Annotated in this window: 15 protein-coding genes; 8 read left to right on the forward strand and 7 right to left on the reverse strand. The window is 69.2% G+C overall.

Features of this window, described 5'->3' with window-relative positions:
- Nucleotides 1-12: 12 nt before the first annotated feature.
- The 4 genes from CHAN_RS07305 to CHAN_RS07320 form a co-directional block, all read right to left on the reverse strand.
- A complete protein-coding gene (locus CHAN_RS07305; protein WP_048743533.1) occupies nt 13-1494 on the reverse strand; it encodes a sodium/glutamate symporter in 1482 nt (493 codons plus the stop codon).
- A gap of 237 nt (nt 1495-1731) precedes the next feature.
- Entirely contained in the window at nt 1732-2229 is a 498-nt protein-coding gene (gene tpx / locus CHAN_RS07310) for a thiol peroxidase (RefSeq protein WP_048743531.1), read from the reverse strand.
- 117 nt (nt 2230-2346) lie between these two features.
- Nucleotides 2347-2658, reverse strand: coding sequence for an AzlD domain-containing protein (locus CHAN_RS07315; RefSeq protein ID WP_290288050.1), 312 nt, complete (start codon nt 2656-2658; stop codon nt 2347-2349).
- Entirely contained in the window at nt 2655-3473 is an 819-nt protein-coding gene (locus CHAN_RS07320; RefSeq protein ID WP_290288052.1) for an AzlC family ABC transporter permease, read from the reverse strand. Before CHAN_RS07320 ends, CHAN_RS07315 begins: the two co-directional genes overlap by 4 nt.
- 116 nt (nt 3474-3589) lie before the next feature.
- On the opposite strand from CHAN_RS07320, the gene CHAN_RS07325 reads away from it, so the two are divergent.
- Together CHAN_RS07325 and CHAN_RS07330 are read left to right on the forward strand one after the other, a co-directional pair.
- Nucleotides 3590-3874 carry an Lrp/AsnC family transcriptional regulator gene (locus CHAN_RS07325; RefSeq protein ID WP_048743527.1) on the forward strand — a complete coding sequence of 95 codons (285 nt, stop codon included), beginning with the start codon at nt 3590-3592 and terminating at the stop codon, nt 3872-3874.
- A 43-nt stretch (nt 3875-3917) separates the two neighbouring features.
- Nucleotides 3918-4247 carry a putative quinol monooxygenase gene (locus tag CHAN_RS07330; RefSeq protein WP_290288054.1) on the forward strand — a complete coding sequence of 110 codons (330 nt, stop codon included), beginning with the start codon at nt 3918-3920 and terminating at the stop codon, nt 4245-4247.
- Nucleotides 4248-5465: 1218 nt separating this feature from the next.
- Here CHAN_RS07330 and CHAN_RS07335 read toward each other — a convergent pair.
- Complete coding sequence (locus CHAN_RS07335; RefSeq protein WP_290288056.1) at nt 5466-7640, reverse strand: FAD-binding dehydrogenase; 2175 nt, start codon at nt 7638-7640, stop codon at nt 5466-5468.
- 304 nt (nt 7641-7944) lie between these two features.
- On the opposite strand from CHAN_RS07335, the gene CHAN_RS07340 reads away from it, so the two are divergent.
- Entirely contained in the window at nt 7945-9339 is a 1395-nt protein-coding gene (locus CHAN_RS07340) for an MFS transporter (protein ID WP_290288066.1), read from the forward strand.
- A 141-nt stretch (nt 9340-9480) separates the two neighbouring features.
- On the opposite strand, the gene CHAN_RS07345 is transcribed toward CHAN_RS07340, so the two are convergent.
- On the reverse strand, nt 9481-10842 hold the full coding sequence (locus CHAN_RS07345; protein WP_290288068.1) for a class I SAM-dependent methyltransferase: 1362 nt from the start codon (nt 10840-10842) through the stop codon (nt 9481-9483).
- Between the two features lie 105 nt (nt 10843-10947).
- Between CHAN_RS07345 and CHAN_RS07350 the strand changes: the two genes are divergently transcribed.
- The 5 genes from CHAN_RS07350 (at nt 10948) to pflA (ending at nt 17809) form a co-directional block, all read left to right on the forward strand.
- A complete protein-coding gene (locus CHAN_RS07350; protein ID WP_290288070.1) occupies nt 10948-12372 on the forward strand; it encodes an NAD(P)/FAD-dependent oxidoreductase in 1425 nt (474 codons plus the stop codon).
- A gap of 25 nt (nt 12373-12397) precedes the next feature.
- Entirely contained in the window at nt 12398-14179 is a 1782-nt protein-coding gene (locus tag CHAN_RS07355; RefSeq protein ID WP_290288072.1) for an ABC transporter ATP-binding protein, read from the forward strand.
- Nucleotides 14180-14445: 266 nt separating this feature from the next.
- On the forward strand, nt 14446-16557 hold the full coding sequence (locus tag CHAN_RS07360) for a pyruvate formate lyase family protein (RefSeq protein ID WP_377748513.1): 2112 nt from the start codon (nt 14446-14448) through the stop codon (nt 16555-16557).
- Between the two features lie 103 nt (nt 16558-16660).
- Nucleotides 16661-16912, forward strand: a complete 252-nt coding sequence (gene grcA2, locus CHAN_RS07365; RefSeq protein WP_048743521.1) for an autonomous glycyl radical cofactor GrcA2 — start codon at nt 16661-16663, stop codon at nt 16910-16912.
- 6 nt (nt 16913-16918) lie between these two features.
- Nucleotides 16919-17809 (forward strand): pyruvate formate-lyase-activating protein, encoded by an 891-nt coding sequence (pflA, locus tag CHAN_RS07370; RefSeq protein WP_290288076.1) that lies wholly within the window; start codon nt 16919-16921, stop codon nt 17807-17809.
- 57 nt (nt 17810-17866) lie between these two features.
- On the opposite strand, the gene CHAN_RS07375 is transcribed toward pflA, so the two are convergent.
- On the reverse strand, nt 17867-18379 hold the full coding sequence (locus CHAN_RS07375; protein WP_053088149.1) for a PaaI family thioesterase: 513 nt from the start codon (nt 18377-18379) through the stop codon (nt 17867-17869).
- Between the last annotated feature and the right edge of the window lie 58 nt (nt 18380-18437).

An 18437-nucleotide genomic window follows, 5' to 3' on the forward strand; every position in this document is an offset into this window, starting at 1 on the left:
CGGGAAAACCGCCTACACCGGTTCGGCTTCCCCGCCGCCGGCCGCTTCCTTCTGTTTCACCAGCTTCCGCGCGTGCGGATCATCGGTCTTCTTGCCCCAGAACAGCAGGCCCCACAGCAGCGACGCGACGAAGAGCACCGTCATGCCTATCAGCAGCGGGTACGGCCCGACCTGGAAGATCAGCGGCACCGCTATCGCGGTGATCAGGCCGCCGCCGAAGAACGGCTCGAACACCAGCTGCTTGTAGCCGAAGGCCTCGAACGCCGGGGTCTCGCCCTCCGGGTCGACGATGCGCATGAGGATCAGGCCGGTCGCGGTGACGCCCATCGACTGGCCGAAGTCGCCGATGCCGCGCTCGAGCCAGAACGACGGGATGGTGCGCGGCACCATCCACAGCAGCAGGAACACGTTGAGCACGATGCCCACCAGGCACAGCAGCACGAACGCCACCATGTTGTCGGCGATGGCCTGCAGCGAAATGGTGGCCAGCGCGGCGACGATGAGCAGGTCCAGCGCCAGGCCCTGGATGCGCAGCATGATGCCGGAGTCGATCAGATGGCCGTAGCCGATCTTGTTCAGGCCCAGCTGCAGGAAGATGCCGCCGATCATGGCCAGCGGGAACAGCGGCACGTAGGCCAGCAGCTCCACGGTGTCGGCCCACAGCATCTGCTCGATCCACTGGAGGCCCTTAAGCAGGACCACGCCGATGAGGATGGCCACCGCCACGAACGCGACGTGCAGCGACAGCGGCTCGATCGACGACGGGCGCGACGTCAGCGTGCCGGCGGTGTACTGCTCGTCCCGGCGGAACAGGCCGCGCTGCTCGGCGATGGAACGGTTCTTGACCTCGGTGACGACCTCCGTGCGGCCGGTGCGGATGGCCCAGTTGATCACGCCGACGCCGATGACGATGCCGCCGACGAGGCCGACCGTGGCGATGGCGACGGCCAGGTCGCCGCCCTGCGCCCAGCCCAGCTCCTCGAAGACGGGGATCATGCCGGCGGCGGTGCCGTGGCCGCCCTCGAAGCCGATCTCGATGAGCGCGCCGGCCATCGGCGTCATGCCGAACAGCGGCGCCAGAACGGCGACGGCGAGCAGCAGGCCGACCACGTACTGGCCGGAGGCGAACGCCACGCCGACGGCCAGCTGGGGCCCGGCGAGGTTGTACACGGACTTCGGCCCGGGCAGCTTCTGGCCCAGGAACAGGGTCGCGAAGACCACCGAGATCAGCAGACCCGGCAGCGTCTTCCACACCTTCAGCACTTCTTCGCCGAAGAGGCCGCCGGATTCCAGGAACTCGCCGACGCCGCCGCCGATGGTTCCGCCCAGCAACCCGAGGACTTCGGGGCCCAGCAACAGGGCGACGAAACCGCCCATGATCGAGGCGGGCAGGAACAGCTTCTGCGTCACCTTCATCTGGATCCGCATGACCTTGCCGACGAACAGCATCAGCGCCAGCAGCAACAGCGCGAATCCAACCATGTTCGGGGACATCCGCACCTCCTTTCGTCTCGCGCCCCCGGATCACGGGAGGCGCTCGCTCACAATGTGTCTTTCGCCATAGACCTTAACCGCTTTAAGGGCGGCCTCAGCATCGCCTGTCCCGTTTCGCGGCAGCGTTTCAGCGCGATTGCTTTGCGACGGCCCACCCCGCCGCCGAGCGGCGGGCACGAAAAACCCGCCGACCAGTGACGATGTGGTCGGCGGGGTGACGGTCGAGCGGGCGAGCGCCTACTTGAGGGCGGCGAGGGCGGCGTCGTAATCCGGCTCCTCGGTGATCTCCTCGACGAGCTGCGTGTAAACGACCGTGCCGTCGGAGTCGAGCACCACGACCGCGCGGGCGAGCAAGCCGGCCAGCGGGCCATCCTGCTGGACCAGGCCGTAGGACTCGCCGAAGCCGTGGCGGAAATCGGACGCGGCGGAGACGTTCTCGATGCCCTCGGCACCGCAGAAACGGCCCAGCGCGAACGGCAGGTCGCGCGAGACGTTGACCACGACGGTGTCGCCGAGGTCGGCGGCGAGCTCGTTGAAGCGGCGCACGGAGGCGGCGCACACGCCGGTGTCGACCGACGGGAAGATGTTGAGCACGACGCGCTTGCCGACCAGATCGGCGGAGTTGACGTCCGCGAGGTCGGTGCCCACGACGGTGAAGGCGGGCGCCTTCTCGCCATCGGCGGGCAGATTGCCGGACAGGTGGACGGGGGTTCCCTTGAACGCGGTGTTGGCCATGTCACCGTTGTACCCGCGAACGCGGGAAAATGCAGGCCGCGTCACACGGGCCGGGACACGCCGGGGGCGCATGACCCCGGAACCGCATGACACGGGCCGCGTCACACCAGGGCCGCATCACACCAGAGCCGCGGCCATCTCCACGAGCCACACCGTCGCCGCAGCACCGACCGCCACCGGCATCAGCGACATCCCCCGCCACGCCAGCGCCACCGCCGCGACGATGCCGGCGACCCCCGACCACCAATGCGCCGTGGCGTGGACGACCGCCGGCAACGTCATCGCCGTGAGCACCGCATACGGCGTGAACTCCAGGAACGTGCGCAACCGCCGGTTGTGCAGCTCGCCGCGCACCAGCAGCAACGGCACGGCGCGCAACGCGTAGGTGACCGCGAACATCACCGCCACCGCCAGCCACGGGGCGATCATCGCCGCACCTCCAACTCGGTCCGGGCGCCATCGGCTCCCCCGCCCCTCGACGCGGGCGACGGGCCGTCGGAAAGCCCCGTGCCCTGCGGGAACAACCACGCCCCAACGGCCGAAGCCACCAACGTGGCCACGATGATGCGCCACCCCGCCTGCAGATCCGCCGTCGCCGGAACGTAGTACAGCGCCGCGCTGACCGCCGCGGCGATGCCCGCCACGATCGCGATCGGCCGCGAACGCTTCAGCGCCGGGACGACCGTCGCCGTGAACATCGCGTACAGCAGCACGCCCATCGGGCCGGCCAGCGACTCCGGCAGCACCTCGCCGGCGACCGCCCCGACGACGGTGCCGGAGGTCCAGCCGAGGATCGGCAGCGTCATCAGGCCCGCCGCGTAGCGCGCGCGGACGATGCGGTGGCCCAGCTCGACCGCGAAAATCTCGTCCGTCACGCCGTAGGCCACCACCAGGCGGCCCAAAGTCGACGTGCCGGGGGCGAGGCGCTGCGACAGCGACATGCTCATGAGCAGATAACGCAAGTTGACCAGCAGCGTCGTCAGCGCCAACTCCACCACCGTGCCGCCCGCGACGACGGCCACGCCCGCGAACTGCCCGGACGACGACAGATTCGTCGCCGACATCAGCGCCAGGCCCAGCGTCGGGAAACCGACCGCCGCGGCCGCCAGACCGAAGGCGATGGAAACCGTGAAATACCCCAGCGCGATGGGGATTCCGTCGCGCAACCCCGCCGCGTAACCGGGGGCGGGCCGACCATCCCGGGCCCGCGCGGCGCCGCCGGAGTCCCCCACAACCTTCTTCACGCCGGTCAGCATAACCACCCGCGTATCATCGGCGGCGTACCGGGCCGGGAGTCTCGGCCCCGGCCGGCCGCACCGCACCCGATCACCCACCCGACACCGATCACCGAGGAGCACCCATGCCGCTGACCACCGCCATCGTCCACATCGACGTCGAGGCCGACCGGATCCCCGAGGCAGCGGAGGCCATCGTCAACATCGACGGCGTCACCGAGGTGTACTCCATCACCGGCGATTGGGACCTCATCGCGATGGTGCGCGTCGCCGACCACGAGAAGCTCGCCGAGATCATCCCCGGCGGCATTTCGAAGGTCGACGGCGTCATCCGCACCGAAACCCAACTGGCGTTCCGCGCCTACTCGCGCCACGACCTCGAGGCCGCGTTCTCGCTCGGCCTGGATTAGTCGCCGGCGCGCCCTTCGCGCGCACGGAAAAACGGAGACGCTCATGACATTCGCCAATGTCGGGTTGCTGGGCGCGAAGCCGGGCAAGCGCGACGAACTCATCGCGATCCTGACCAGGCCCAATCCGGAGCTGGCCGACACCGGATGCCTCCTTTACGAGGTCGGTCCCTCCCAAGACGATCCCGGCACCGTGGTCGTGTCGGAGCTGTGGGAGTCGGCGGAGGCGCATCAGGCGTCTCTTCGGCTGGAGTCCGTGCGGGCGGCGATCGCGGAGGCGATGCCCCTGCTGTCGGGGATCATGTCCGGGCATCAGTTCCAGGTGAGCGGGTCGCCGTTGCGCAACGCCGACACGAATTCGCCTGCCACTCCGTAGCGCGCTTCTTTGTCGCCACCGCCCTCTTACCGACACCGCTCTCTTACTGGCACAGCTCTCGTACCGACACCGCTCTCTTTCCACCACCGCTCTCTTTCCACCACCGCCGCTAACGCGCCGCACGCCCCGTAGCGCCATTTGCTTTCCGACGCCGCCACCCCCGGTCCGCGAAGCGCCCTGGGAGCCACTCAGGGCGCTTCTCCATCTGTGCAGGTCACGACGCCGGGAAACACGGAGAATGATGGGTTCCGCCCCACCGATTCGACCACGGCGTTTTCGCCTGCCCCGATCACGCGACGAACGGGCTGCAGTTGAAGGATTCGGGCCAGATTCCTTCAACTTCGGCGGATTCGCACGAGAAAACCGAGCACGAAAACTCCGGTGTTGAATCCACCAGTCCAGGACACCACCGAACGTTGATGATGGGACACATGTGGCACCGCATGGACTGCGCGACGCACTCCGTCCGGGCCACGCACTGGGGTTGCACGGACGGGAGTAGACCGCTCCGGCGGGTGTTAATGGTGGGGCTCATGTGGCACTGCATGGACCGTGCGAGCAGACCAACGACTCAAGGGCCGGCCACTCAGTTCAGTGGGTCGGCGACGCCCGCCATACCCCGGCCAGCCCCGCACTCCACCGAAGGACAATCCCCCGAGGAGAGGCGCCCGGTGCGCGATCGCCTGGTGCGTCACTCGAGGAGAGACGCCCGGTGCGCCATCACCACGGGTGCCATTGCAGTGAATTCGCCACACGCCTCGTAGCGCCATTTGCTTTTCGACGCCGCCACCCCCGGTCCATGAAACCCCCTGAGAGCCACCCAGGGCGCTTCTCCATCTGTGCAGGTCACAACGCCGGGAAACACGAAGAATGATGGGTTCCGCCCCACCGATTCAACTCCAGCGGTTTCGCCTAGCTCGAACTCGCGCCGAACCCGCTGAAGTTGAAGAATTCGGGCCCGATTCCTTCAACTTCGGCGGTTTCGCACGGGAAAATCGAGCACGAAATCTCCGGTGTTGAATATGCCAGCCCGGATCACAACTGAGTGTTGACAGTGGGGCGCATGGGGCGACGCGAGGATCGGCGTCGCACCCCGGCCGAGCCGCACACTGCGATCGCACGAACGGACATTAGACCGCTCGGGTGGGTGTTAATGGTGGGGCTCATGTGGCACTGCATGGACCGCGCGAGCAGACCAGCGACTCAAGGACTGCGCACTTAATCGAGCGGTTCGGCGACGCCCGCCATGCCCCGGCCAGCGCGCATTCCACTGAAAATGCAGCCACCGAGGAACGTCCCCTCCAGCGCATTGTTCCCGTGCATGCCACCGCCGCCGAACCCGGAGGCCTCGCCGGCGGCGAACAACCCTTCGATGGGAGTGCCGTCGTGACGCATGACCCGGCCATCGAGGTCGGTTTCGATGCCGCCGAGCGTCTTGCGAGTGAGCATCCGCAGACGCACCGCGATGAGCGGCCCCTCGGTGGGATCGAGAATGGGCTTCTGGGGTACCGTCCGAATGAGCTTGTCGCCGAGGAACTTCCGCGCGACGTGCACGTAGTTGACCTGGTAGTCCTTCGAGAAAGCGTTCACCGTCTGGCGATCGCGGGCCTCGATCTGGCGGCGCAGGTGCTCGACGTCGAGAACCGGCACCGGGCTTTCCGACACGTGATTCTGGTCGGCGGAATCGTGCTGGTGATCGTCGGCCGCCGCGGGGTCATGGACGTGATCGTCGCCATTGTCCGCGTCACCGGCAGCCTCGTCCGACGCGACTTCATCGTTGGCGGAAGCGTCCGACCCCGCATCATCGTTGGTGACCTCGTCCGACCCCGCTTCATCATTGGCGGAAGCGTCCGACCCCGCTTCGTCGTCGGCAACATTCTCGGCGCCGCCGTTGTCCGCGTCACCGGCAGGCTCGTCCGACGCGACTTCATCGTTGGCGGCAGCGATATCCGCGTCGCCGTCGCCGCCTGGAACGTCATCGCCCGCGCCGCCATCCTCCGCGTCGCCGCCGCCCGCATCTTGCTCGCCCACGGCGATGTCGACGTCGTCGGTGGACGCATCGGGGACCGGGCCGTCGTCAAGCGAAATACCTTGACCCGAGCCGGAACCGTCCGCGATCAGCTCCTCCGGGACACCCGCAACGCGGTTCATGCCGGCGACGAGCTCCTCGAGAGTCTCGGCGACGACCCAGTCCTCGCCGTTGTCCATGAACTTGCGCACCGGATCGGGGATGCCCGCGGTCACCTTGCCCATGAGCTTCTTGATCTGCTTGTCCGTCAGATCCGGGTTCTGCTCCGAGCCCGAGAAAAGGAACTCCTTGGCCACGATCGCGCCATTGAGCACGAACCACGAATAGCCGTGGCCGGTGGAGAGGATGTGCTTCATGGTCTTCACCGTGTCCGCGCCGGGAATCAGCGGCGCCGGCAGTCGATTGCCCTCGGCGTCGAACCACAGCGACGACGGCCCCGGAATGATGCGGATGCCGTGACCCGGCCAAATCGGATCCCAGTTGGCCATGCCCTCGGCGTAGTGCCACATGCGGTCGCGGTTGATCAGATGCGCGCCCGCCGCGCCCGCGATGTCGATGCCGCGGCCGTCGACGTGCGCCGGCACGCCGACCACCATGTCATCCGGCATCGCACCCAGGCGCTCCTCGGGCCAGCAGCGGCGCACGGCCTCCAGGTTGCCGCCGACGCCGCCGGTGGCGATGAGCACGGCGCCGCCGCGGATCTCGAAGGTCTCCCCGACCTCCTCCCGCGGCGACGCGACGCCGCGCGGCAGGCCATCGCACGGGACGAGGATGCGCCCGCGGACGCCCACGGCACGGCCATCCTCCATGATGATCTCGTCGACCCGGTGCCTGTGGTGGAACTCGACGCGGCCCTCGTTCGCGGCCGCCTTCAGCGGCTCGGCGAAAACGCGGACGATCTCCGGGCCGGTGCCCCACGTCAGGTGGAACCGCGGCACGGAATTGCCGTGGCCGTCCGCCGACCCGTCGCCGCGCTCGGCCCAGCCCACGACCGGCACGAACTTCACGCCGAGATCGCGCAGGTACTCCCGCTTCTCCCCCGCCGCGAAATCGAGGTACGCCTCCGCCCACTTCCCCGGCCAGAAATCCTCCGGGCGGTCGAACTCCGCCGACCCGAACCAGTCGGACCGGGCGAGCTCGCGTGAATCCTTCACCTTCAGGCGCCGCTGCTCCGGTGAGTCGATGAGGAAAATTCCGCCGAGCGACCAGAACGCCTGGCCGCCGATGTTGGCCTCGTTCTCCTGGTCGACGATGATGACCTTCCGGCCGGTGCGCTGCGCCTCGTACGCGGCGACGAGCCCGGCCAGGCCGGCGCCGACGACGATGAGCGGCTGCTGCTTCGCGGTCTCCCCATTGGTTTCCATGTGGAGAGGTTATCCCGGTTTCCGGGGCGGGGCCGCGTTCCCGCGAAACTATTTTTCCTCCCGCCGCGCCCGCCGCACCCGCCGCCACCGGGGATTTTCCATGCCAAAACAACCCGCGCGGGGAAAACCGCCGAGAAACCCCTTGTCAGGCTTACATAAGCCCTATTAGTGTTACCGCGACGGCGACCCCGAGCCATTCGGTTGCCTCGTCCGCGGCCCACCCCGCCGCGCCGGAGCCGCCGAGACCACGCGCTCGCCATCCTCACACGGAACGGCCGCGCCCCAGACCCCTAGGACGACCCACATGAACGCTGGCGACTACACCGCCAACGCCCCGACGAAGACCGCCGCCCCCGAGGCGCACACGGTCGCGGGCGTGACCGATCCGAAGCAGAAGCGCCGGATCATCTTCTCCTCGCTCGTAGGCACGACCATCGAGTTCTACGACTTCTACATCTACGCCACCGCCGCGGTGGCCGTGTTCCCCCTCCTGTTCTTCCCCGAATCCGAGGACCCGACGATCGGCCTGCTCAAGTCGTTCGCGACGTTCGGCCTGGCCTTCGTCGCGCGCCCGGTGGGCTCGCTGCTGTTCGGCCACTTCGGCGACGTCATCGGCCGCAAGGCGACGCTGGTCGCGTCGCTGCTGACGATGGGCATCGCCACCTTCCTCATCGGCCTGCTGCCGACGTACGCGCAGGCGGGCGTCATCGCCCCGGCGCTGCTGGCCGTGATGCGCTTCTGCCAGGGCCTTGGCCTCGGCGGCGAGTGGTCGGGCGCGGCGCTGCTGGCGACGGAGACCGCCGAAGAAGGCAAGCGCGGGTGGGCGGCGATGTGGCCGCAGCTCGGCGCACCGCTGGGCTTCCTGTTCGCCAACGGCCTGTTCCTGGTCATCGTGACGGTCCTGGGCCACACCAACGGCGACACCACGGGCCCGTTCATGGAGTGGGGCTGGCGCCTGCCGTTCCTGCTCAGCGCCGTGATGGTGATCCTGGGACTGTGGATGCGCCTGAAGCTCGAGGAGACCCCGGTGTTCCAGCATGCGGTCGCCCGAGGCCAGAAGGTGCAGTCTCCGGCGAAGGAGGCGTTCCGCACGTCGTGGCGCCCGATGGTTCTGGGCACGGCGATCATGATCTCGTGCTACACGCTGTTTTACCTGGTCACCACGTGGGTGCTGTCCTATGGCATCGGCGCCCCCGAACGGGGGCTGGGCCTGGGCATTCCCTACGTCGACTTCCTGAAGCTGCAGCTGATCTCCATCTTCGCGTTCATCATCGCGGTTCCGCTGTCGGGCAAGCTCGGTGACGCCATGGGCCGCCGCCGCCTGCTGACCATCGTGTCGGTCGGCCTGATCGTGTTCGGCCTGACGTTCGCGGTGTTCCTGAACCCGGAGACGGCGTCGTTGGCCTCGGTGCTGGTGTTCCTGACCATCGGCATGTTCCTGATGGGTCTGGTCTTCGGCCCGATGTCGGCGGTGTTGCCGGAGCTGTTCCCCACCAACGTGCGCTACACGGGGTCGGGCATCTCCTACAACGTGGCGTCGATCCTCGGCGCGGCGGTCGCGCCGTTCATCGCCACCGCGCTGGTCGCGTCGTACGGCGTCTCGTCCGTGGGCGTTTACCTGACCCTGGCCGCGATCCTGTCGTTGGTCGCCATCCTGATCATGCGGGAGACCCGCTACGTCGACCTGGCCGAGCTCTAGCCTTTCGCTTCACGACGCCCACGCGCCCCGTCCCCGGTCTTCCCGGGAGGCGGGGCGTTCGGCGTCGAGGGGGCGGGACACCGGCGGCGTCCCGCATCGGCGGGTACGTGGCACTGCACGTCCGCGTCGACGGGGCGCGGCTCACCGCCGTTTGCGCGGCTTGGCCATCAGTTCGATCTGCACCATGTCGGTGCGGCCGGTGGCGACGAGCGCCTGTTGCAGCGCCAGGTGGAAGTCCCACAGGCGGCGGTAGACGCGGTCGTACCCGAGTCCGGCGGCTTCGCGCGAGTGCGCGGCGAACAGCTCGCGCCACAGCGCCAGGGTGCGTTCGTGGTGGCCGGCGAGGTGCGTTTCGGAGATGATGCGCAGCCCCGTGTCGCGGTCGACGATGCGCCGCAGTTCGTCCATGGTCGGGTGGTGCAGCGCGGGCCAGACGTAGGATCGCGCCAGGTCGAGCGCGGAGCCGGCGGAGTCGTCGAAGCCGTCGGCGGCCACGGTCATCTGCACGACGATGGTCCCCCGGTCGGCCAGGACCCGCTCCGCGCCGCGCAGCCAGCTGCGGATGCCGTCGGGGCCGAAGGTCTCCAGCCGCTCGACGTTGAAGATCGCCTCGTAGTCGCCGTCGAAATCCCGCGGCGACGGGATGACCCGGTCGGCCCGCAGGACGCGGACGGGCCCGGACAGGCCGGCGTCGTCGGCGCGCTTTCCGACGGCCTCCGCGTGATCGTCCGAAATGGCCAGCACGTCGGCGGAGGCGCCCCGGTCGGCGGCGCGCAACGCCAGTTCGCCTCCCGACGACGGCCACTCCAGGACGCGATCGCCGGCGCGCACCCGCGCCAGATCGAGCATGCGCTCGACGCGGCGGGCCTGCGCTTCGGGCAGATCGGCGCGGGCGACGCCCTCGGGCGGGTCGATGCGGGTGACGTCGACCTTCCAGTTGGCGGGCACGCCGCCGCGGCCCGCGCCGGGCGCCTGGTTGGGGATCTCCTCCAGTGACGTCGTCCTCGCCCCGGAGGCGAACAGCGCCGAACCGCCCGTCAGCGTCGGCCCGGCGAACAGCTCGATCAGCGACGCCGGCAGTTCCCCGCCGGGACCCGTGCCGCGCGGCGTGGGCCGGCGGCCGGACAGTTTGCGCAGCCCCCTGCCCACGCGGCCCTCGGCGCCGACGTCGAGCCCGGCGTCGAAAAGCGCAGCCAGGGTGCGGGGCAACGTGTCGGATTCCCACTCGCCGGCGAGGTACGACTCGCCGAGGCCGACCCAGTCGGCCTCCGCGATGCGGCGGAACATGGCCTCCGGGTCGCGGATGCCGATCGTCGCCGACCCCGGACCATCGATCTCCACGCCGTGGCGGGCGCAGGCGCGGCGGAACGACTTCCGCGCCAGGTCGGCCCGCCTGCCCAGCAGACGGCCGTCGGGCACCCGGGCCACACCCGGCCAGCGGTCGGCGTCGACGGCGAAGCGCTCCACGGGCAGCGCAGCGTTCCTCACCTCTTTATCGGCCATGCGGGTCAGGCTACCGGCGGGCGCGACCGAGTAGGCGGCGGCGCACCGCAAGCACTATCATGTGCCGGTACCCCCACCCACGTACGAAATTCGAGGAGAATTTTCATGACCGAGACTCCCTACCGTCCTCGAACGGGACGACCCCACGTCGTCATCGTCGGTTCGGGTTTCGGCGGCCTCTTCGCCGCCCGCAAGCTCAAGGACGAGAACGTCGACGTCACCCTCATCGACCGTACGAACCACCACCTCTTCCAGCCGCTGCTGTACCAGGTGGCCACCGGCATCCTCTCCTCCGGCGAGATCGCCCCGCCGACCCGCCAGATCTTCGACGGCGACCAGAACATCCGCGTCGTCAAGGGCGAGGTCACGGACATCAACGTCGACGCGCGGACCGTCACCTCCAAGCTGGGCAACCGCGTCCAGGACTGGGAGTACGACTACCTGCTCGTCGCCGCCGGCGCGGGCCAGGGCTACTTCGGCAACGACCACTTCGCCAAGTACGCCCCGGGCATGAAGACCATCGACGACGCCCTGGAGATCCGCTCCCGCATCATCGCCTCGTTCGAGCACGCCGAGCTGGCCAACGACCCGGCCGAGCGCGAGCGCCTGCTGACCTTCGTGGTCGTCGGCGCCGGCCCGACCGGCGTGGAGCTCGCCGGACAGCTGGCCGAGCTGGCCAACCGCACGCTGAAGTCGTCCTACCGCAGCTACAACCCGCACGCCGCGCGCGTCATCCTGCTCGACGGCGCCCCGCAGGTGCTGCCGCCGTTCGGCAAGCGCCTGGGCCGCAACGCCCAGAAGCAGCTGGAGAAGCTCGGCGTCATCGTCAAGCTCAACGCGATGGTCACCGACGTCGACGAGTACGGCGTCACCTACAAGAACGCCGAGGACGGCACCGTCGAGACGATCCCGTCCTACTGCAAGATCTGGTCCGCCGGCGTCGCCGCGTCGCCGCTGGGCAAGATGATCGCCGACCAGTGCGGCGTCGAGTGCGACCGCGCCGGCCGCGTCCAGGTCAACCCGGACCTGTCGGTGGGCGAGCACAAGAATGTCTTCGTCGTCGGCGACATGATGGCCCTCAACGGCCTGCCGGGCGTCGCCCAGGTCGCCATCCAGGGCGGCGAGTACGTCGCCGACCTCGTCATCTCGGAAACCGAGACGCTCGAGAACGCCGAGGGCGAGCAGCCCGCCAGCCGCGAGCCGTTCGAGTACTTCGACAAGGGCTCGATGGCCACCGTGTCCCGCTTCGCCGCCGTGGTGAAGATGGGCAAGGTCGAGGTCACCGGCTTCCTGGGCTGGGTCCTGTGGCTGGCCGTGCACCTGATGTTCCTGGTCGGCTTCCGCAACCGCCTGGTGTCGGTGATCAGCTGGGGCCTCAACGTGCTCACGCGCGATCGCTACCAGCTGGTGTCCACCCGCCAGCAGATGTACGCCCGCACCGCCATCGACCGCCTGACGGAACTGACCGGCGACGACACCGGCATCCGCGACAAGAAGGGCATCAGCGAGATCGAGCGCGGCGACAAGTAGCCGCCCGCGGGTACGATCCGCCCACATGACCGAAACCTCTTCCGCGCCCCGCCTCACGCTGAGGCGGGGCGCGGGCATTCTCCGGGATCATGTCCGCGAATCCCGGGCGGCGCTGGTCGCGGTGGTGGTCCTGTCGCTGATCGGGGCATTCGCGTCTCTGGTGCAGCCGTTGCTGGTCAACGGGATCATCGAGGCCGTGGGCGCCGGCTCCGCGCTGGCGCCGTTCGTCACCGGCCTTCTCGCCGTCGTCCTGCTGTCGTCGGCGGTCGGTTCGGTGCAGCAGTACCTGCTCGGCCGCACGGCGGAGTCGATGGTGCGTTCCCTGCGCCATGCCCTGCTCGACCGGTTGCTCCGGCTGCCGGCGGCGACCTACGGGCGCCATCGCACGGGCGATCTGGTCTCCCGCGTGGGCGCGGACACCGATTCGGTGCGCACCGCGATCACCGGCGGCGTCGTCGACGCCTTCGGCGGCGCGCTGATCATCATCGGTTCGGCCGCCGCCATGATCTGGCTCGACGCGCTGCTCTTCGCCGTCGCCTTGGGCGTGCTCGCGGCGGCGGTCATCACGGTCGTCGCGGCCTCCGGCAAGATCCAGGAGCTGGCGCGGCGCGTGCGCGAATCGACCGGCGCGATGTCGTCGGGCGTCGAGCGGGCGCTGTCGGCGATCGTGGCGGTCCGCGCGGCGGGGGCGACTGCGGCGGAGGCCTCCGCGCTGAAGTCCGACGCCGACCGGGCCTGGCGCGCCTCGCTGCGCTCGGTGCGGCTGGAGGCGATCCTGTGGCCGATGAGCGGCCTGGCCATCCAGGTCGCGTTTCTGGTGGTCCTCGGCCTCGGCGGCGCCCGCGTGGCCGCCGGCGATCTGTCGGTGGCCAATCTGGTGGCCTTCCTGATGTTCCTGTTCATGCTGATGATGCCCGTCGCGCAGTTGTTCGCGGCGATCACGTCGGTCGCCGAGGCCCTGGGCGCCCTCGCCCGCATCGACGAGGTCATGTCGCTGCCGCCCGAGGACGCCGGCGACTCCCCCGTCGCCGGCGTCCTCCCCGACTTGTCCGGCGCCGTGCCCGCCGTGGAGTTCGACGGAGTCGAATTCGCGCACGAGGGCCAATCGAGCGACGGACGCGAGAACGAACTCGTCCTGGACGGCGTCACCTTCGCCGCCGACGCCGGGCGCACCACGGCGCTCGTGGGGCCGTCCGGAGCGGGCAAGTCGACGATCCTCTCGCTCATCGAGCGCCTGCACGATCCGGGCCGCGGCGTGGTCCGCGTCGGCGGCGTCGACGTGCGCGACCTCGATCGCGCCGATCTGCGCCGCCACATCGCCTACGTCGAGCAGTCCGCGCCGGCGCTGGCAGGCACCATCCGCTCGAACCTCACCCTCGGACTCGAGGGCGTCCCCGACGAGCGCTGCCGCGAAGCGCTGGCCTCGGTGAACCTGCTGGACCGCATCGACGCACACGCAGACGGCCTGGACGCGACGGTCGGCGACCGCGGCATCGGCCTGTCCGGGGGCGAGCGCCAGCGCCTGGCCATCGCGCGCGCCCTGCTCGCGGACCGGCCGATCCTGCTTCTCGACGAGCCGACGGCCTCGCTGGATTCCCGCAACGAACGGGCGCTGCAAGCCGCCATCGACACCGCCTCGCGCCGCCGCACGGTGATCATCGTCGCCCACCGTCTGGCCACGGTCGCCGGCGCCGACCGGATCATCGTCCTGGAGTCGGGCGCGGTGCGGGCGTCGGGCACGCACTCCGAGCTCATGGCGGAGTCCGATCTGTACCGGGATTTGGCCCGCGACCAGCTGTTGTCGTGACCGCCGCCACACCGCCATGCCCGATTCTCCCGGATGTGACCGACCGGGCATTCCCGAGACCTGCGTTCGGGCATCGACGGGCGTATGGTGGCCGGTGAAGCGCGGATCAACGCCTCGGGCCAGTCGCGCCGGCCCCGCCCACCACGCGGGGAGGCGCCGTAGGCCGATCGCCTCTCACCGGGGGCGGATGTCGTGTGCGGGGCGATCCGCCCGTCAGAAAACATCCGACGAGAGGCGGCCCCACGGGGCCCGGAAAGGTGGCACGGGTGAGCACTGCCGCGCCCAACGCACGCACGCAGGCCGAAGGATCGCCGCGCGATCCGTGGGAGGGGTTCGCCGGCGACCGGTGGCGTGAGTCCATCGACGTCCGGAATTTCATCCAGCACAACTACGCGCCTTACGACGGCGACGCGTCGTTCCTGTCCGGCCCCACCGACAAGACGCTGCGCGTGTGGGATCACCTGGAGAAGAACTACCTGTCGGTGGAGCGCGAGAAGCGCGTCTACGACGTCGACACCACCACCCCGGCGGACATCGACGCGTTCCCGGCGGGGCACATCTCCGAGGACGACGACGTCATCGTCGGCCTGCAGACGGACGTCCCCCTCAAGCGCGCCATGATGCCCAACGGCGGCTGGCGCATGGTGGAGACCGCGATCAAGGAGGCCGGCAAGGAGGTCGATCCGCGGGTCAGGGAGATCTTCACCAAATACCGCAAGACCCACAACGAGGCCGTCTTCGACGTCTACACCGACCGCATCCGCGCGGCCCGCAGGTCGCACATCATCACGGGCCTGCCCGACGCCTACGGCCGCGGCCGCATCATCGGCGACTACCGCCGGGTGGCGCTCTACGGCGTCGATCGGCTGATCGAGGAGAAGGAGGCCGCGAAGTCCGCCGTCTCCGGCCGAGGCTTCTCGGAGCACTGGGCGCGCTACCGCGAGGAGCACGCCGAGCAGATCCGGGCGCTGAAGAAGCTCAAGGCGATGGCGGAGACCTACGGCTTCGACATCTCCGGCCCCGCCACCACGGCGCAGGAAGCGGTGCAGTGGACCTACTTCGGTTACCTCGCGTCGGTGAAGTCGCAGGACGGCGCAGCCATGTCCATCGGCCGCCTGTCGGCGTTCTTCGACCCGTACTTCGAACGCGATCTCGCCGCGGGCCGGATCACCGAAACGGACGCCCAGGAGATCATGGACGCGCTGGTGATCAAGCTGCGCATCGTCCGCTTCCTGCGCACCATCGACTACGACCAGATCTTCTCCGGCGACCCCTACTGGGCGACGTGGTCCGACGCCGGCTTCTCCGACGACGGCCGCCACATGGTCACCAAGACCGCGTTCCGCCTGCTGCAGACGCTGCGCAACCTCGGCCCCGCCCCGGAGCCGAACATCACCGTGTTCTGGGACCCGCAGCTGCCCGCCGGGTACAAGGAATTCTGCTCGGCCATCTCCATCGAAACGTCGTCGATCCAGTACGAGTCGGACGCCCAGATCCGCGATCGATGGGGCGATGACGCCGCGATCGCCTGCTGCGTCTCCCCGATGACCGTCGGCAAGCAGATGCAGTTCTTCGGCGCGCGCGTCAACGCGGCGAAGGCCCTGCTCTACGCGCTCAACGGCGGCCGCGACGAGGTCACGGGCGTCCAGGTGGTGGAGGGCCACGAGCCCATCGCCGGCGACGGCCCGCTGGACTTCGACGAAGTCTGGGCGAAGTACGAGGACATGCTGGACTGGGTGATCGGCACCTACGTCGAGGCCCTGAACATCATCCACTGGTGCCACGACAAGTACGCCTACGAGTCCATCGAGATGGCGCTGCACGACTCCGACATCATCCGCTCAATGGGCTGCGGCATCGCCGGGCTGTCGATCGTCGCGGACTCGCTGTCCGCCATCAAGTACGCCAAGGTCACGCCGGTGCGCGACGACACCGGGCTGATCGTCGACTACGTCACCGAGGGCGACTTCCCCGTCTACGGCAACGACGACGACCTGGCCGACGACATCGCCGCGACGATCGTCCACACCGTCATGGCGAAGATCAAGGAGATCCCGCTCTACCGCGACGCGATCCCCACCCAGTCGGTGCTGACCATCACGTCGAACGTGGTCTACGGTCGCGCCACCGGCAACTTCCCCTCCGGCCACCGCGCCGGCACCCCGTTCGCGCCGGGCGCCAACCCCGAAAACGGCATGGACACCCACGGCATGGTCGCGTCCATGCTGTCGGTGGGCAAGCTCGATTACGAGGACGCGCTCGACGGCATTTCGCTGACCAACACCATCACCCCGTCGGGCCTGGGCCGCACGAAGGACGAGCAGGTGGCGAACCTGGTCGGCATCCTCGACGCGGGCTTCATCATGGACGGCGAGTAGCCGCGCCACGCCCGGGCCACCACCACGCCCCCGAACGCAACCGACGCCGAAACAACCGATGCCCGCACCACCCCGCCGGGCACGACACGACAAGGAGACCCCGATGTCCGCCAAGACCTTCGACGAGCGCCTCGCCGACATGAAGGCGCAGCGCACCGCCAACAACGCCGGTTCCGGCCTGTACCACGCCAACATCAACGTGCTGGACAAGTCCACCCTCGAGGATGCGATGGCCAACCCGGAGAAGTACCCGAACCTGACGGTCCGCGTGTCGGGATACGCGGTGAACTTCGTCAAGCTCACCGCCGAGCAGCAGCGCGACGTCCTGGACCGCACCTTCCACGAAAGCGCGTAGGCGCCCATGGCCGACGGCCTGAATCGGAAAGTCACCGTCGCCCCCTCGCGGGGCCCGCGGGTGCGCGGCGCCGCGCAGGGGTTGGGCGGCGTGCCCGGCCCCGCCGCGCCCGGGGACGACGTCGCCGAGCACAATCGCAGGGCGCTTTTCGACGCCCGCCGCACCGGCGACATCGGTCTGGTCCATTCCTGGGAGCTGGTCACCTCCGTCGACGGTCCCGGCACGCGCATGACCCTGTTCATGTCGGGCTGCCCGCTGCGCTGCAAGTACTGCCACAACCCGGACACGATGGAGTTGCGCGAGGGCACGCTCGAGCGCGTCGAGGACGTCATCGCCCGGGTGAAGCGCTACCGCACGGTCTTCCGCGCCTCGGGCGGCGGGCTGACCATTTCCGGCGGCGAGCCGCTGTTCCAGCCGGCCTTCGTCAAGCGGGTGCTGGCGGCGGCGAAGGAAGCCGGCATCCACACGGCAGTGGATACGTCGGGCAACCTCGGCCACAGGCTCAGCGACGGGGAACTGGACCTCGTCGACCTGTTCCTGCTCGACGTGAAATCGGGGCTGCCGGGGACCTACGAGAACGTGACCGGCCGGCAGCTCAAACCGACGCTGGAGTTCGGCGAGCGCCTGGTCGCGCACGGGAAGAAGATGTGGGTCCGGTTCGTGCTGGTCCCCGGGCTCACCGATGATCCCGCGAACGTCGAGGCGACCGCCGACATCGTCGCCCGCTGGGCCGACTGCGTCGAACGGGTGGAGGTCCTGCCCTTCCACAACATGGGCGCCGACAAGTGGGCGAACCTGGGCATGACCTACGAGCTCGGCGACGTCCGCCCGCCGACGAAGGAATCGCTGGAGCGGGTCCGCGACGTGTTCCGGGCGCGCGGGCTGACCACGTACTGAGGGGCCGTCGCCAAGCGCCCTTCCCCGTGCGCAGCTCCGCGCGCCTCTCCCCGGCCCCTACTCCCCCGGGTTCTGGCCCGCGGGCAGAACCGCCAGCCGCAGGTTGGTCCGCGACAGCAGCTTGCCGTCGGCCTCGCGGGTGTGGCGGATCTCCCACACCTGCGAGGTCCGGCCCAGATGCACCGGCGACGCCGTGGAGATGATCGCATCCCCCGCGACGGCGGAGCGGTAGAAATCGGTCGAGTTGTTCACGCCGACGACGGGCCGGTCGGCGCCCGCGGCGATGAAGCCGGCGATGGAACCGCAGGACTCACCCATGGTTGCGTACACCCCACCATTTGCGACGCCCCATGGTTGGAGATGCTCGGGACCGATCTCCACGCGCATGCTCATCAGGCGCGGGCCGACGGCCACGTACGACGCACCCAGGTGCACGTCCAGGCCCCCGGCGCGCACGTCGCCCGCCATGAGCTCGTTGAGCTCCGCGATCTCGTCATCGGTGAGCACCCGCTCACCGGCGGCCTTGAGCAGCTTTCCGTACACGCGGAATTTCTCCGGGGGCATGAGCATCGTCGGTACCTCTTTCCTGGCGGTGGCGTGCATGCGGCGGGCGCATGCGGTGGCAAGC

The organism is Corynebacterium hansenii (assembly GCF_030408795.1).
Lineage (GTDB): Bacteria > Actinomycetota > Actinomycetes > Mycobacteriales > Mycobacteriaceae > Corynebacterium > Corynebacterium hansenii.